The 14,987-nt window shown below is 61.8% G+C and carries 14 protein-coding genes and 1 pseudogene; 6 read left to right on the top strand and 9 right to left on the bottom strand.

What is annotated here, in order from left to right:
- Positions 1 to 213: 213 nt before the first annotated feature.
- Positions 214 to 1,503: a histidine-type phosphatase gene (locus QVP03_RS07195; protein ID WP_022332840.1), complete on the bottom strand. Its 1,290-nt coding sequence runs from the start codon at positions 1,501 to 1,503 to the stop codon at positions 214 to 216.
- Complete coding sequence (locus tag QVP03_RS07190) at positions 1,497 to 2,783, bottom strand: L-cysteine desulfidase family protein (RefSeq protein WP_022332839.1); 1,287 nt, start codon at positions 2,781 to 2,783, stop codon at positions 1,497 to 1,499. Before QVP03_RS07190 ends, QVP03_RS07195 begins: the two co-directional genes overlap by 7 nt.
- A gap of 73 nt (positions 2,784 to 2,856) precedes the next feature.
- Here QVP03_RS07190 and QVP03_RS07185 point away from each other — a divergent pair, with 73 nt between their 5' ends.
- A complete protein-coding gene (locus QVP03_RS07185; RefSeq protein WP_018694930.1) occupies positions 2,857 to 3,414 on the top strand; it encodes an NUDIX hydrolase in 558 nt (185 codons plus the stop codon).
- A gap of 133 nt (positions 3,415 to 3,547) precedes the next feature.
- Positions 3,548 to 4,219 (top strand): DUF421 domain-containing protein, encoded by a 672-nt coding sequence (locus tag QVP03_RS07180; RefSeq protein WP_018694929.1) that lies wholly within the window; start codon positions 3,548 to 3,550, stop codon positions 4,217 to 4,219.
- A gap of 276 nt (positions 4,220 to 4,495) precedes the next feature.
- Here QVP03_RS07180 and QVP03_RS07175 read toward each other — a convergent pair whose 3' ends face one another.
- Positions 4,496 to 5,182, bottom strand: coding sequence for a SagB/ThcOx family dehydrogenase (locus tag QVP03_RS07175; RefSeq protein WP_022332838.1), 687 nt, complete (start codon positions 5,180 to 5,182; stop codon positions 4,496 to 4,498).
- Between the two features lie 88 nt (positions 5,183 to 5,270).
- On the opposite strand from QVP03_RS07175, the gene QVP03_RS07170 reads away from it, so the two are divergent.
- Positions 5,271 to 6,350, top strand: coding sequence for a 4Fe-4S dicluster domain-containing protein (locus tag QVP03_RS07170; protein WP_022332837.1), 1,080 nt, complete (start codon positions 5,271 to 5,273; stop codon positions 6,348 to 6,350).
- Positions 6,351 to 6,363: 13 nt separating this feature from the next.
- Positions 6,364 to 7,035: a GNAT family N-acetyltransferase gene (locus QVP03_RS07165; RefSeq protein ID WP_022332836.1), complete on the top strand. Its 672-nt coding sequence runs from the start codon at positions 6,364 to 6,366 to the stop codon at positions 7,033 to 7,035.
- A 171-nt stretch (positions 7,036 to 7,206) separates the two neighbouring features.
- Here QVP03_RS07165 and QVP03_RS07160 read toward each other — a convergent pair whose 3' ends face one another.
- The 5 genes and pseudogenes from QVP03_RS07160 to QVP03_RS07140 form a co-directional block, all read right to left on the bottom strand.
- Positions 7,207 to 8,388 carry a transglutaminase-like domain-containing protein gene (locus tag QVP03_RS07160; protein ID WP_022332835.1) on the bottom strand — a complete coding sequence of 394 codons (1,182 nt, stop codon included), beginning with the start codon at positions 8,386 to 8,388 and terminating at the stop codon, positions 7,207 to 7,209.
- On the bottom strand, positions 8,385 to 9,119 hold the full coding sequence (locus tag QVP03_RS07155) for a copper homeostasis protein CutC (RefSeq protein ID WP_022332834.1): 735 nt from the start codon (positions 9,117 to 9,119) through the stop codon (positions 8,385 to 8,387). The genes QVP03_RS07160 and QVP03_RS07155 overlap by 4 nt, the downstream gene beginning before the upstream one ends.
- A gap of 131 nt (positions 9,120 to 9,250) precedes the next feature.
- Positions 9,251 to 9,832 (bottom strand): LutC/YkgG family protein, encoded by a 582-nt coding sequence (locus tag QVP03_RS07150; protein WP_022332833.1) that lies wholly within the window; start codon positions 9,830 to 9,832, stop codon positions 9,251 to 9,253.
- Positions 9,825 to 11,241, bottom strand: a pseudogene (locus tag QVP03_RS07145) (lactate utilization protein B). The gene QVP03_RS07150 and the pseudogene QVP03_RS07145 overlap by 8 nt, the downstream one beginning before the upstream one ends.
- Positions 11,238 to 11,978: a (Fe-S)-binding protein gene (locus QVP03_RS07140; RefSeq protein WP_022332831.1), complete on the bottom strand. Its 741-nt coding sequence runs from the start codon at positions 11,976 to 11,978 to the stop codon at positions 11,238 to 11,240. The pseudogene QVP03_RS07145 and the gene QVP03_RS07140 overlap by 4 nt, the downstream one beginning before the upstream one ends.
- Positions 11,979 to 12,250: 272 nt before the next feature.
- Between QVP03_RS07140 and QVP03_RS07135 the strand changes: the two genes are divergently transcribed.
- Positions 12,251 to 13,558 carry an Ig-like domain-containing protein gene (locus QVP03_RS07135; RefSeq protein WP_022332830.1) on the top strand — a complete coding sequence of 436 codons (1,308 nt, stop codon included), beginning with the start codon at positions 12,251 to 12,253 and terminating at the stop codon, positions 13,556 to 13,558.
- Positions 13,559 to 13,675: 117 nt separating this feature from the next.
- On the opposite strand, the gene QVP03_RS07130 is transcribed toward QVP03_RS07135, so the two are convergent.
- Positions 13,676 to 14,113 (bottom strand): Hsp20/alpha crystallin family protein, encoded by a 438-nt coding sequence (locus QVP03_RS07130; RefSeq protein WP_022332829.1) that lies wholly within the window; start codon positions 14,111 to 14,113, stop codon positions 13,676 to 13,678.
- A 234-nt stretch (positions 14,114 to 14,347) separates the two neighbouring features.
- On the opposite strand from QVP03_RS07130, the gene QVP03_RS07125 reads away from it, so the two are divergent.
- The gene (locus QVP03_RS07125) at positions 14,348 to 14,911 is read left to right on the top strand and encodes a Crp/Fnr family transcriptional regulator (protein ID WP_022332828.1); all 564 of its coding nucleotides are present in this window, start codon (positions 14,348 to 14,350) and stop codon (positions 14,909 to 14,911) included.
- Positions 14,912 to 14,987: the final 76 nt, after the last annotated feature.

The raw sequence follows: 14,987 nt of genomic DNA, 5'->3' as shown, positions 1-14,987 counted from the left end.
CGCCGCAGAAAAGCGACGAAAAAGCCGCGGAAAAAGCCGCGGAAAAAGCCGCGGAAAAAGCCGCGGAAAAAGCCACGGAAAGGCCGCGGAAAAGGTTGCCCGGCAAGCCGGCTTAAAAAATCACCCTCGTCAGAGATGCTTCTGACGAGGGTGATTTTAATTCCGAGAACCGGCGGGCAGCCCCTTTATTTTTATGCCCGGCACCGGGGCATGTCATTCATAGAGCGACTTGCAGTAGTCGCGCAGGGTCTCCCAGGGATAATAGGGGCCACCGCCGACCGGCAGTTCGGCATCGCGCTCGTTGTGCAGCACCCGCACCCGCACGTCGCCGGTCTCGGGGTTGCGGAAGAAGATGAACTGCACGTTGGTCGCCATGGGCGATACGCGGTGTATCTGCCACACCCCGGCAGCTTCCTCGGCCGTCCATACGCGCCCGGAAGCCTCCCTGACGCCCAGGAGCGCCACCAGCGGAATGACGTTCACGTCGTGGCCGAAACGCAGCGAAGCCGAGAGGTTCTCCTCCCCCGCGACGACCCGTTCGGCAGTCTCCACGATATTGCGCAGCAGCGGCTTGGCATCGGCGATGATCGGGTCGCCGAAGCGCTTCGACGGGCCGAACATCACGTAGCGGCGGAAATTCTCGGCTTCCCAGGCGGCGTATATCTCCTCCTCGGTGAAGAGGTCGTAGAGCGAGATGCCCAGGTATTCGACGTCCTGCATGATGGCGGCCTGCGCCAACAGCTGGTTCATCAGTTTCGCCGGCCTTTTCACCTCGCGTTCCACGAAGGCGGGGTCGGAGAAGAGCGACGCCATCAGACGGGCGGGATGCGTGCGGGCATCCTGCAGGCTGTCGGCCACGGCACCGGATGCCTTTCGCTGGGAATTCAACCCTGCGCCGTTGCTCATATAAGGGATGTAGCGCTGGCTCGATTCGCGGGTCATCCGGATTTCGGGGTTCAGCTCCTTGAGGCGCTCGTTGAAGGCCGCCATGCTCAGGATGCAGCGCGGCACGAGCGTCGAACGGCTCTGGACATAGCATTCGCGGCCGTCCCCGGTCGAAAAGACCTCGGGATAGGCCTTATACATGCGTTCGGCGATGCCCCGGTGTTCCGCCACGCCGCGGGGCGAGAGGTCACCGTAACGATCCCGGGCATCGGCTGCAATGACCTCGACCTTAGCCAGCAGGTCGCGCCCTTTGGGGGTCAGCACCCCGGCCGAGTCGGCTTTGCGCAGGATACCCAGCGGCTCAGCATAGATCTTTTCCGAAGTATGCCAACGGCTGCCGTGGCGGCCATAGTGGCTGATGTAGAAGGGAACATAGCCCTTCGGGGCGGGTACGGCGGGGCCGGGCAGGTACTCGTACGAGTGGTAAATCCCGCCCGCGCGTTCGGGCATGGCGGCGATCTGCTCACGGGCGGTCTGGGCCGTGGCGCCCCAGAGGCCGAGCAGCAGGAACGCCGCAAAGAGCCTCATTTTCATGGTCAGTTTATTCATAGTCAGCATTTATGTGTCATTATTCCCAGTACGACCCTGTCGGTCTCGTTCATGCCGTCGCGGCCGATGGCCGTGAGGTTGCGGATGCACTTGTCGACATCCTCTTCGATGATTCCCTCGACGGGCGTTACGCAATGGCCGTCCATCGCCATCATGGCCGAGATCACGGCGGTCGAGACGCCGCTCGTGAGCTTCATGGAGCAACTCGGCTTGGCTCCGTCACAAATCATGCCCGTAAGGTTGGCAATCATGTTTTTCACCGCCGCCGCGACCTGCCCGTAGTCGCCGCCCATCAGGTAGGTAATGCCGCAGCTCGACCCCGTGGCGGCCACCACGCAGCCGCACAGGGCCGACAGGCGGCCGAGGCTCTGCTTGATATAGATCACCGTGAGGTGGCTCAGCACCAGCGCACGGATCGTCTGCTGTTCGGTGGCTGCGGTCTGCTCGGCGTAGACCACCACGGGAAGCGTCGCCGCGATGCCCTGGTTGCCGCTTCCCGAGTTACTCATCACGGGGATCATCGCCCCGGCCATGCGGGCGTCGCACGCCGCGGAGGTATAGGACAGTATCCGCGAGAAGATGCTGTCGCCCATAATCTTCCGTTCTCGCTCGCAACGGAGCGTACGCCCTACGCAGTGGCCGAACTCCCCGGCGAAAGCCTGCTCGGCGGCGGCCTTGTTCAGGCGGCGTGTTTCGAGGATGAAGCGCAGTTCGTCGAGGGGCGCCGTCGTGGCGAACTCCCACACGCGGTGCAGCGTGAGGGGTACTTCGCCCCCATCCTCTTCGGCCGCCGAGGCCGTACGTTTGTCGAGCGTCACCTCGCCGTCGCGCTCGAGGTATACGAACGAGGTATGGCCGCCCGCGATCACCGCCGTGGCACAGTGCCCGGCGCCCCGGGCCTCGACCTCGATATAGAGTTTCTCGGCGATACCCTGCTTCAGGTCGATACATACGCGCTTTTCGTCGATATACCGGCGGCCCTGCTCCACGGCCCCGGGCGTCACGTCGCGCAATACCTCCAGCCGGTACTCCGAACGGCCGACGAGCGCCCCGAGCGCCACGGCGATCGGCAGGCCGATCATCCCCGTACCGGGGATCCCAACGCCCATGGCGTTCTTGAGGATATTGGCGCTCAGGCGCACGGCGACCTTTTCGGGACGCGAGCCGAGCAGTTCGGCTGCACGCGCCGTGCACAGCGCCACGGCGATCGGTTCGGTACACCCGATGGCGGGCACCACTTCGCGGTTGATGAGGGCGATGATACGCTTTCGTTCGTTCTGGGACAACATGGATGTTTTTTTACGGATGTTACAAAGATAACTATTTTTCGCTATTTTTGCATCCGACAAGCAAGACGCCGCCATGGAAAATCCGAAAAAACGCAACTGGAAAGTTCTCACGAGCGAATACCTCGCCCGCAAACCCTGGTTTACGGTACGCCACGAGAGCATCGAACTGCCCGACGGGCGCCGCATACCCGACTACTACGTCTTCGAATATCCCGACTGGGTGAACGTCATCGCCATTACGAAAGAGGGGAAATTCGTCTTTATCGACCAGTACCGCCACGGGCTGGGCGAAACGGACTATGAAATCCCGGCGGGCGTAGCCGAGCCCGACGACGCCTCGATGCTGGCCGCGGCACAGCGCGAACTGGCCGAGGAGACGGGGTACGGCGGCGGCCAGTGGCGCGAGCTAATGGTCGTGGCGCCCAACCCCTCGACGCAGAACAACCTGACGTACTGCTACCTGGCGACGGGCGTGGAACGCCTGGGCGAACAGCACCTCGATGCTACGGAGGACATCCGCGTGCACCTGTTCTCGGGCGCCGAGGTTCGCGACCTGCTCGAAAGCGGCCGCATCCGGCAGGCACTGATGGCCGCACCCCTGTGGCGTTACGCCGCGGAGTACGGCCTTTAGCCCCGAGGAAGACGGCCGGAGATACGGCCGTACCACGCTATTCGCAGGATGGAGCCCCCCGCCGGGTAGGTTTTTCCGGATTTGCGCGGAATTTGCAGGGTGAGGGGAAACGGAAAACAAAACCTTGCACACCATGTATCTATCCATCGCCATCAAACTGCTGGTCGGAATGCTGGGCGTGATCTTTTTCCTGCGCATATCGGGGAAGACCCAGATGGCACAGCTCACACCCCTCGATTCGGTAAACTCGTTCGTACTCGGGGCGCTGGTCGGCGGCGTAATCTACAACCCCGACACCCCGGTATGGTATCTGGTATTCGCCTTCGCGGTATGGACGGCGGCCAACGTCTCGCTGCGCTACCTGATGCGCTTCCACCGCATCCGCAGGGCGATCAAGGGCGACTCGGTGATGCTCGTCCGCGACCGCCGGCTGGTGATGCGCGAATTCCGCCGCAACGGGCTCGAAATGGAACAGTTCCGCACCATGCTGCGCGAAAACGGCATCTTCTCGATGTTCGACGTCGACGACGTGCGTTTCGAAACCAACGGGCGGATAACCATATCGCGCCGCAACGAACCGCCAGAATCGTACCTGCTCGTCAACGGGGGCAAGGTCATGGAAGACGCACTCGAGCGCAGCGGCAAGGGCAAGCGGTGGCTCCTGCGCCACCTCCGGCAGGCGGGGTACCCCGATGCGGAAAAACTTTTCTGCGTGGAGTGGACACCGGGACGCGGATTCTATATCGTCCCGCTGGAGGAACCCGACGGCCGGGATGCGGCAAAGGAGACGCTTTCGGCAGACTAAGGACGGAACAGCCGGAAACGGCCTTCAGGACAACACCGGGGAACGCGCCCAAGACAGCCCGTGCGAAAGGCCGTGACCGAACCCAGGACGGGACGGTGACAAGCTGGAAACGGAAGACCGGACGAGCCCCGGCAACAGCCCCGCAACAGCTCGTGCGAAAGGCCGTGACCGAGCCAAAGTCGGGACGGGCCATCCGACCGGCCATAGCCGCACCTGCGGACAAATAAAAAAGGGACAGCCTAAAAGCCGTCCCTTTTCCATTCCGGGGGCACACCGCTATTTGCCCACCGTCTGCGCCAGCGCAAGGAAGTAACGTCCCGGGTCGAGGCCGAGGGCCTCGAGCAGCTCGGCCTCGGGGGCACTGCCGCGCGTGATCGACTTCAGGCCATGGCCCGCAGTGTAGAGGTTGACGTTTTCGGCATAGCCCGCGGCATCCTGCCCGCAAAGGTAGCGGACATGCCCGGCGGGAATATTCTTACCTTCATAGACCGACATGTCGGCCACATAAGCCAGATTGAGCGGCGCCGTGAACACGAACGGCTGTGCCCCTGCGACGCTCCGGCGGTCGCCTTCCGCCACACGCACCAGTTTCTGCCCCTTGGCATCGTAACGGTAAACGCCCTCGGGGAAAAACGCATAAATGCGGATGGGATACAACGCCAGTGCCGAAGGTGCCGTGAGCCGTCCGTCCTGCGGGCGGTTGATGCCGCCGGCCGCCCACATCACGCCCGACAACTCCTCGAGCGAAAGGGCTTCGGGAGCATATTCACGCCAGGAACGGCGGTTCTGCAACGCTTCGTTGACCGTCATGCCCGATTTCGGGTCGGGCTTCAGGAGTGCGATCTCCGGCCCGTGCTTCACCGCGGTCTTCGTTTCGGGGGTCTGTGCCTGCTCCCCGGCCGTCTGCATGCCGCCGCATGACGCAAGCAGCAAGGCCGCACATGCAAAAATCTTCATAGTCATCTCTTCTCAATTTTACAGGTTTCCGGACAAATATAAAAATTCAGCCGGAAAAACGCTATCTTTACACCGAAAAAAATCTGCCGGGAACATGAAAACGACAAGCATTTACACCCTCTTTTTCTCGCCTACCGGGACATCGCGGAAAATCGCCGCGGCCGTGGCGCAGGGGATGGCATGGACGGAAGGGAGAGCCACACGGGCGTCCGCCGGAGACAACACGGCACCGGAATCCCCTGCCGGGCAAACCCCGGAAGCGGGAACCGCAGCGGCGACACCAGAGCCTGCCGCCGGGAACAGGGGCGAAACGAAAAGCATGCACGGGGAACCGACAGTCACGGCCATCGACCTGACCCATCCCGCCGGGTACCCCGCCCCGCTGCCGGGCGAAGCCGTCGCCATATTCGCCGTGCCGGTTTACGGAGGGCACGTGGCGCCCGTAGCCCTGGAACGCCTGCGGGAGATCCGCGGCGAAGGCACCCCAGCCGTCGTTCTGGCCGTCTACGGCAACCGCTCGTTCGGCACGGCCGTCGCAGAACTCGCCTCGTTCGTCGCGGGACGGGGATTCGTGCCCGTAGCGGCAGGGGCATTCGTCGGCGAACATTCGTACAGCACGCCCGCAACCCCGATCGCACAGGGACGCCCCGACGCACGGGATCTGATTGCCGCCACGGCATTCGGGGCTCAGGTGCGCGAAAAATTAGCAAAAACAGGGCCTTCCCCCGGCAAGAACCCGGAAACGGCATCCGACACCGCAGCAACCACCCGGGCAACCCAAACCGGCAGCATGGATGCAGCCAAGGCCCCCGCAACGGGCGCCCTTGTTCCCGTCGACCCCGCGAAGCTGCGCGAACCGCGTACACCGCTCCTCCCGAAGCTGCGCTTCATCCGGTTCGTACTGGGCTACCGCCGCCGGCAGAAACGCAACCCCGTCGTCCTGCTACCCGAGGGAGATGCCGCACGCTGCACGCAATGCGGCCGCTGCGTCGCACTGTGCCCCACGCAGGCCATCGCACGCGGCGACGAGCTGCACACCGACCCGGCACGCTGCATCCGCTGCTGCGCCTGCGTGAAAGGGTGCGCCTTCGGTGCCCGCACATTCCGCACGCCCTTTGCAGCCGCCCTGGCCCGGAATTTCGTGCGGCAGAAACCGCCCGTGACCTTATTATAACCCTTATTGCAACATGATCGAACACCTCACACAACCCTCGCCCGCAGAGCTGGACGCACTGACCGCCCTCTGGGAGGCCTCCGTGCGGGCGACGCACGATTTTCTCAGCGAGGAGGACATCCCCTTCTTCCGGCAGATGGTTCGCAACGAAGCACTTGCGGCCGTAGACCTGTATGTCATACGGGACACCGACGACAGGACAGACCGGGCCTGCGGGTCTGGCGGGACAGACGGGACAGACGGGGCGGACGGGAACAGGGGATCGACCGCGGCAAGCCCAACGGGCGAAACCGGACGCGACAGCCGGGCAAACGAGTTCGGCGGGTTCACCGCCTTCGCAGGCGTCGCCGGCGATATGCTCGAAATGCTGTTCGTCGCCCCCGGGGCGCGGGGCAAGGGATTCGGCCGGCAACTCGTGAACCACGTCACACGGCACTGCGGCGTGCGGCGGGTCGACGTCAACGAGCAGAACCCGCAGGCCGCGGGTTTCTACGAACGGATGGGATTCCGCACCGCCGGGCGCGACGCGACCGACCCGTCGGGCCGGCCCTACCCCATCCTGCATATGGAACTCGGACACGCCCCGCACACAGGGCTCGTACCGATTCCGAGCCTGCTGACCGACCGGATCGACATCGGCTTCCGGGCCGAAGTGTCCGACACGGATACGGAAAAGCAGCCCTGACGGAAAGTGCTGTCCGACAAGCCCGGTTCTTACGATTTCACCCCCACCCGAGTTATCTCCGGCAGGGGTGATTTCCATTTTCGGGGAGCAGGCCGACAGCCCGTCCCGCACCATCGGCGGGGAAGCGGGAAAGAGTGGGATTCCCGGATGAAGAGGACGCAGCTAACGGCGCTATCGCATGTATCCCGTAACGGTCAGCGGGGCATCGCCCACCTCGGCCGTGACCTCCGTCGTTTCGCCGCGGGCGTTCTCGTAGCGGAACGTATAGGACTTGCCTTTTTCCAGCAGGAACCTCAACGCATCGTTCATGTCCTGCCTCGGCCCGGCCGTGCGGCCTCCGCCCATTTGCTCGGCACCGCAGAAGACATCGACATTGGCCGCCACGCGGGCGTCCGAGCGCCCTTCGTGCGCCGCACTGTCGTACATCACGAAAGTCACCGTCGTATGCCTTCCCTGCGCCACGAGGGCCTGTTCGTAGGATGCATAGAGGTCGCGGTAACGCTGCGAGACATCGACCCCGTGCACCTCACGCGAGTCCTCGCTCCACACCATCGGAAACCAGTCGCCGGTCGGCCGGAACGACACGGCGAAGATGCCGTGCGTACGGTCGTCGAGCGCCCGCCCGGCATCCGAAAGGAACCAGGCATGGTCGAGCCCCGAGGGGTAATATTCCGTGAAATACCAGCGGCCGCCGATCCATACCTCGACCCAGCTGTGGTTGCCGCGGTCGTCGTGCCACGCGGGAGTCCCGGCGAAACGCGCCGGGATTCCCGCCGCGCGCAGGGCGTCGACCAGCAGCACCGAAAGCCCCGTACAGGAGGCCATATGCTGCCGCATCGACTCGGCAGGGCTCTGGTTGGTCTTTTCGCGGGCGGTGTTGTACTCCACCCCGACGTCGGCCGCGATATTCCGGTTCACGGAGTCGATCGCCGCGCGGATGTCGCGGCAAAGCGCCACGCGCCGGGCGAAGCGCGGGTAGAAATCCGCCCGCCAGCTGTCGCGCACCTCGTCCACGGCGGCATAGGGCAGCACCTCGTTCAGGAAGACGGAATCGGGCAGCGCACGTGTCCACGGGTATTCGCGGCGGGCACGGTAGGCATATTCCACATTCTCGCGCAGCAGGTCGAGGCGCATCGTGTCGCGGTCGCCCCGGGGCATGTGAGCGATCAGAAAGGCCATCCCTTCGCGCTGCTCGCGCGGAGTTTGCCGCAGCAATTGCCGCAGGCTGTCGGCGCGCGGGCAGCCGGCCAGCGCGGCATCCAGCAGCGGTTCGTATCCGGCGGGGACACCGCAGCCGTAACGGCCGCAGGCACAGAGACACGCCCCCAGCAAAAGGAAGATGATGCGTTTCATGGTTCGAGCAGGGTAAGTATTTGTCGGATGAGCCGTTCGTCGGCACAAAGAAGATCGTATTCGGAAACATCGCCGCAGTCGCCCATCGAAACATGCGGGTTGCGGAAAACCATGCCGCCCGGACGCACGCTGCGAGCGCTGAAATGCACGGCATCGACGCCCGTGGCCGCCAGCTGCCGCACATTCGAGGGGTTGACGCCGCTGCCGGCCATCAGTTCGATGCGCCCGGCGGCCTGCGCCACCAACGCCCGCAGCGTGTCGATGCCTTCGACGGCCGTATTGCGGCCCCCCGAGGTCAGGATCCGGCGGCATCCGGCAGCCACCGCCGCTTCGAGCGCCTCCTCCAGGTCGCACGCCATGTCGAACGCCCGGTGGAAGGTGGTCTGCATCGGCCCCGCCTCGGCGACCAGGGCAGCCGTACGCTGCACGTCGACCCGCCCGTCGGGGGTGAGCACGCCGAAGACCACGCCGTCGGCGCCACATTCGCGGGCGAAGCGCACCTCTTCGAGCATTTGGCGGAATTCGGTATCGGAATAGAGGAAATCCCCGCCGCGGGGACGCACCATCACGCTGAGCTGCAACCCTCCGATACGGCGCGCCATACGGATGGCGGCAGCCGAAGGGGTCGTGCCGCCCTCGTAAGGGGAGGCACACAATTCCACGCGCGTGACACCCGCACGGCGGGCAGCCTCGCACGCCTCGACGCTGTAGGCGCAAAGTTCGGTCGTCATACGGCAAAGGTAAAAAATCCGCACCGGAAAAACAAGCCCGCGAAAAGGCCGGCTGCCGCGGCAGAAAAAGGTACGGGAAATCCCGACCGGCACATGGCACACGGCGTACTCCCCGCTCCCGGGGCAGGCGGTCAGCGCAGCACGACGGTGACGGACATCGGCCCGTGGGCGCCGAACACCAGCGCCTGTTCGATGTCGGCAGTCTTCGAAGGGCCCGACATGAAACACCCGTAGGCGAAGTCCCCGACTTCGGGGCGCACGACGGCTTCGTGCATCGTATCGACCAGCGCATCGCGCGGGATGACGACCATCAGTGCCGTGGCGCCGAAATAGAGCGCCTTGTGGCGGATGTCCTGCGGGATCCACACGGCACCGTTCTCGGCGACGCCGAACGCCCCCGAAACGACCCCCAGATCTATGTCGACCAACTCGCGCGGGTCTTCGACCCGGTTGGGATTCACCGTGGCGAGCGTCACTTCGGGCAGTGCCGAAGCGACACTCTTCGCATCGGGGTAGCAGCGGCGTACGACCTCATCGAGCGTCGTTGCCCCGTCCAGCCATACGGCCTCGCCCCCGGCCGCCCGGAGCCGCTGGGCGAACATCGCCGCAGGGTCGTCGAAATGCTGGGGTTCGTAGCCGAAGTCGGGGTATGCGTATTCGGGCATTCCCGCCGCGGCGATCCGTTTCAGTATGTTTTCCTTGCTGTTATTCATCTTTACTCGTTTTTCCGGATTTTACCTCGCCCCGCTTCCACAGGGCATTGAACGTCTTGGGGGCGAACGGCGGCATGTCGCGGCCCGGGGCGCTCCACGGATTGAACCGGTTGTTGAGCACGGCGTGCGGGAGATGTTCCGCGACGCGGGCCAGCGCGATGCCGCCGTAGAATCGTCGTCGCCCTCCCATGATGAAGTCCATGCCTTTGACCGTCAGTTTCTTTACCGGGTCGGCCAGATGCATGGGCGCCAACTCCTGCCGCCATGCGTAAATCTGTTCCCCGAGGTCGATCATCGCCGGGCATACGTCCGAGCAGGAGTAGCACAGCGAGCAGGCCGAGACATTGCCGTGGTGGAGCTTCGGCGAACGCAGCATCGACAGGTTGATGCCCAGCGGCCCGGGGATGAAATAGGAGTAGGAATAGCCGCCCGAGCGCCGGTAGACGGGGCAGGTATTCATACAGGCGCCGCAACGCAGGCATTTGAGCATGTTGCGGTGCGCGGCATCGGCCAGCCACTCCGAGCGGCCGTTGTCCACGATCACGACGTGTATCCGTTTGCCCGGTGCAGGCTTGCGGTAGAGCGACGTGTAGGAGGTGACGGGCTGCCCCGTCCCCGAACGCGCCAAGAGGCGCGTGAAGACCGCCAGCGCCCGCATGTCGGGGATGACCTTCTCCAACCCCATGATGGCGATATGCAGGTCGGGGAACGACGTTCCCATGTCGGCATTCCCCTCGTTGGTACAGACGGCCAGCGTCCCCGTGGAAGCCACGGCGAAGTTGACGCCCGTCATGGCGATGTCGGCACCGAGGAATTTGGGCCGCAACTGGCGGCGAGCCTCGTGCGTCAGGTAGGTGGGATCGCTGTTGCCGTGCTCGGTGCCGAACTCGCGTTCGAAAAGCTCGCCGACCTCCTCACGGCGTACGCCGATGGCGGGCAGCACGATGTGGCTGGGCGGCAGCTCCAGCAACTGCATGATCCGCTCGCCCAGGTCGCTCTCGACGGCATCGACGCCCCGCTCGCGCAGGTAGGGCGTAAGCCCGCACTCCTCGGAGAGCATCGACTTGCTCTTGATGAGGTTCCGCCCGCCGTGCTCCTGCACCAGGCGCCACACCGTGGCGTTCATCTCGTCGGCATCGGGGGGCGTCCGTCCCGCGGCCCGCGGCGCCCCAGTGCCCCGCCATGCCGTTGGCCGTGGCGTTGCGTTCGAACTCTTCGAGGTAATACCCCAGATGGCTCAGCGTATGGCGCTTGATCTCGGACGACATGCGCCGCAGGTCTTCCCATTCGGGCACCGTGCGTGCCATCTTGTCGCGCTTTTCGCGTACGGCGTAAAGCGCCTTGTCGTGCCACGCCGTGCGTTCGGCGTCGGCGATGAATTTCGCGGCGGCTTTGGAGTGGGTACTCATAACTTCGAATTGAGGATTTCAACGGCATGGATGGTGCGGATCGGGAGTTTGTCGTGGTCGATAACCCCCTGCATGTGCATCAGGCACGAAGAGTCGGCGCCCGTAATGTATTCGGCACCCGTAGCCATGTGGTCGCGCACCTTGTCGCGCCCCATGCAGACCGACACGGCATTCTCCTCGACGGAGAACATGCCGCCGAAACCACAGCATTCGTCGCGGCGCGACGGCTCGGCGATGTCGATGTCCCCGACCAGCGAGAGCAGGTCGCGCAGCTTCGACATATAGGGCACGTTCAGCTCGCTGGGCGATGACAGCCCCATTTTGCGCACCCCGTGGCAGGAGTTGTGCACGCTCACCCGGTGCGGGAAACGTGCATCCAGCTTCGCGGGCTTCACCACGTCGTGGATGAACTCGCAGATCTCCCAGATACGCGAATCGACGCAGGCATGCTCGCGGTAATTGTCCAACAACCGCGGATAGCCCTCGCGCACGAAAACCACGCAGCTGGCCGAAGGCCCGACCACGTAGTCGTACTGCGCAAAAAGCGCATCCATGTGTTCTGCCAGCGCCCGGGCGTCCTTCTCGAACCCGGCATTGGCCATCGGCTGCCCGCAGCAGGTCTGTCCGAGGGGATAATCCACCTCGCAGCCCAGCCGCCCGAGCAATTCGTACGACGCACGCCCCACCCCGGGGTAGACGGCGTTGATATAACAGGGTATGAACAATCCTACTTTCATGTACGTTGGTTTAGTCTGCTGTCGCGTATGCACCCCAAAGATAGCGGATTTACGCGAAAATTGTCCTCCCCCGGGCCATTTGGGCTATAAAACGGATGTAACATGGCTAATAACCAACGTCATATAAATCAAACAAAATAAATTATCGAACTTCCAAATCCCGGCCGCAATAACATATTTAGCTCTACAATAGAAATAAATAGACGCATTACATGTGCCGCTAAGCTTTTTTTCGTATTTTTGCTATCGTCACTTTTAAATTCAATCCTATTATGAAATTAACCACACTATTCATGCTGGCCATCACGTCAGCCATTACTTTGGTCGGTTGTTCGGACAACGATGATCCCAAAAATCCGGTAGCCGTTACGGGCGTAACCTTGAACACGTCCTCTCTCAGCCTGCATAAAGGCGAGTCCGAAACGCTTACCGCAACGGTAAAACCGGAAAATGCCGAGGATAAAACAGTAACATGGAGTTCGTCGGACATTACCTGCGTTTCGGTAGACAATACGGGTAAGGTAACAGCCATCGCCATCGGCAAAGCCACCGTCACAGCCGAAGCCGGTCAAAAATCGGCGACCTGCCTGATAACAGTAACGGGAATTCCCGTAGAGTCGGTTACGTTGGACAAGGAAACCCATGAAATGCAGGTCGGAGAAGCCGTAACCCTGAAAGCGACCGTGCTTCCGGACAACACGGACGATAAAATCATCACCTGGACTTCCTCTAAAACAGATGTCGCCACAGTAAACGACGGTACGGTTTCAGCCGTTGCTGCGGGGAAAACCGTCATTACAGCAAAAGCGGGTGAAAAAACGGCAACGTGCGAAATAACGGTAACCGCCCGTCCCTCCACACCTGCTATCGGCGATTACTACTACTCCGACGGCTCTTATTCCTCCGCCCTGGAAACGGGGAAAGACCCGATCGGAATTATATTCTGGGTCGGCGATCCCACGAAAGACGATGCGATCCTGAGACAGGAACATCCCGGATGTACTCATGGATTGGTTGTAGCCCTGCACGAAACCGACAGTCCGTGGCAGGCATATTACTCCGATTACGATGCGACGGTCAGCGCATGGCTCGGAAACAACCTCACAGGCTATACCTCCCTGCTCGCCGGTTATAAAATGGACGACAACCTCAATAAAATGCTGGGATATAACAATACCAAGGCCATCGAGGCATTCAATGCGGACGAAGCCAACGAATGGTGGGAGGTCGAAATCGTAACCTATGTCCAGGAATATCGCGACAAGACCAAAGCGCCCGAAAATTCAAGCGACTGGTACGCCCCCTCGGTAAAAGAACTCTCATTACTTTGCACGGGAGTCTTCGACGGGAATATCGACGATCTCGGGTACGAGGACGAACCCGACACAGCCAACAGCCTCGCGATCAACGAAAGATTGGCGACAATCGGGTCTGCAAGCCAATTAAGCAACATTACCTACTGGACGGCTTCGGAAGAAGACGGACGTACGGCAAAAATCATAAATTTCAAGTCCGGCATTGTGGCCAGCAGCAATAAGGGCAATGACAGCAACTTGATCCGGTGCATACTGGCATTCTGAAAACAGCCTGATCCCTGTCTGTCCACAGATACGGGCTGACAGAAAAAACACCCCGGATACGAATTCGTATCCGGGGTTTCTGCTCCCAGGAGTATTTCACCTGGGCTACGCATGCCTCTATTTCACTTCGATCTGGCGCGTGGCGGCGGCGAGTTCCTCGACCTTCTTCTTGGGGATGTCAATGGTCATCACGCCGTTTTCGACCTTGGCCGAAATTTTCTCGCGCTCGATGTTGTCGGGCAACAGCAGGCTCTGCTGGAACTGCGTATAGGAAAATTCGCGGCGCAGGTAGGTACCCTTGCGTTTCTTGTCTTCCTCCTTCTCCTCGGATTTCTTCTCCAGGGAGATGATCAGCTCGTTGTCCTCGTTGATGTGGACTTTGAAATCCTCACGGGTCATGCCCGGAGCGGCGACCTCCACTTTGTACTGGTCTTCGTCTTCGATGATGTTGACGGCAGGAGCCGTGGCGTTGCGGCGCTCGGCGAGCCAGTTGTTATCCAGAAATTCGTTGAAAATGCTCGGCAGCCAGTTCTGATTCGTTCTTGCAGGTGTCATAATCTTGTCCTCCTTGTTTTATTTTGGTTTAACTTTGTTTTCTTTCGCTGCCCCTTCCGGAGCGGTTTCACCCGTAAAAGGTCAAATCCTGTGCCAGCCGCATGGAAATGAAAAAATGTCATAAATTGTCACAAACCCTGTAATTCCGACATGACAAACCGGCAAAAAAATCTTCCGCCAGCGACTGAACAGGCGGCATTTTCGCAATTGCCGAAAAAAGCGTACCTTTGCCGCATGGATTTCGCACGGATATTGACCGAACGCTACGCACTCTCGGACGAGGGCACGGGCCTGCTCATGCAATCCGCCACGCTGACGCAACACGCCCGCAAGGAGGTCATCATCGAGGAGGGGCAGCGAGACCCGGACGTCTGCTTCGTGGCCGAGGGTTCGGTGCGCACGTATGTCATGCGCGAGGACAAATGCGTCATCGTCTCCTTCTCGTTCGAAGGCGACCCTGCAACGGCGACACTCGGCACACAGCCCGGCGGGCTGTCGCGCCAGACGATCGAAACGATGGAGCCCACGATCCTGGTACGCATCCCGCGTGCCCGCATGGACGCCCTCTTCGCCGGGAATGTCGAGCTGGCCGACTGGGGACGGCGCATGGCCGAGGAGCAGTTGCGCCGCCACGAGGACTATTTCGCCGACTATGCCTGGCGCGACAAACGCGAACAGTACGGCCTCATGTTGCGCAAATATCCCCAGCTGATGCAGCGCATCGCCCTGAAAGACCTCGCGGCCTACCTCTTTCTCACGCCCCAAAGCCTGAGCCGCATCCGCGCCGGGGTCAAATGACACGGAAATTACCATAAGATAACTTTTCCCGGCGCAGAATGCCTTACTTTTGCACCACCTCAAAAAAAAGAGGTGC

It is taken from the genome of Alistipes sp. CAG:29, from assembly GCF_000435435.1.
GTDB lineage: Bacteria > Bacteroidota > Bacteroidia > Bacteroidales > Rikenellaceae > Alistipes > Alistipes onderdonkii.
This window is presented reverse-complemented; position numbering and strand designations above follow the sequence as displayed.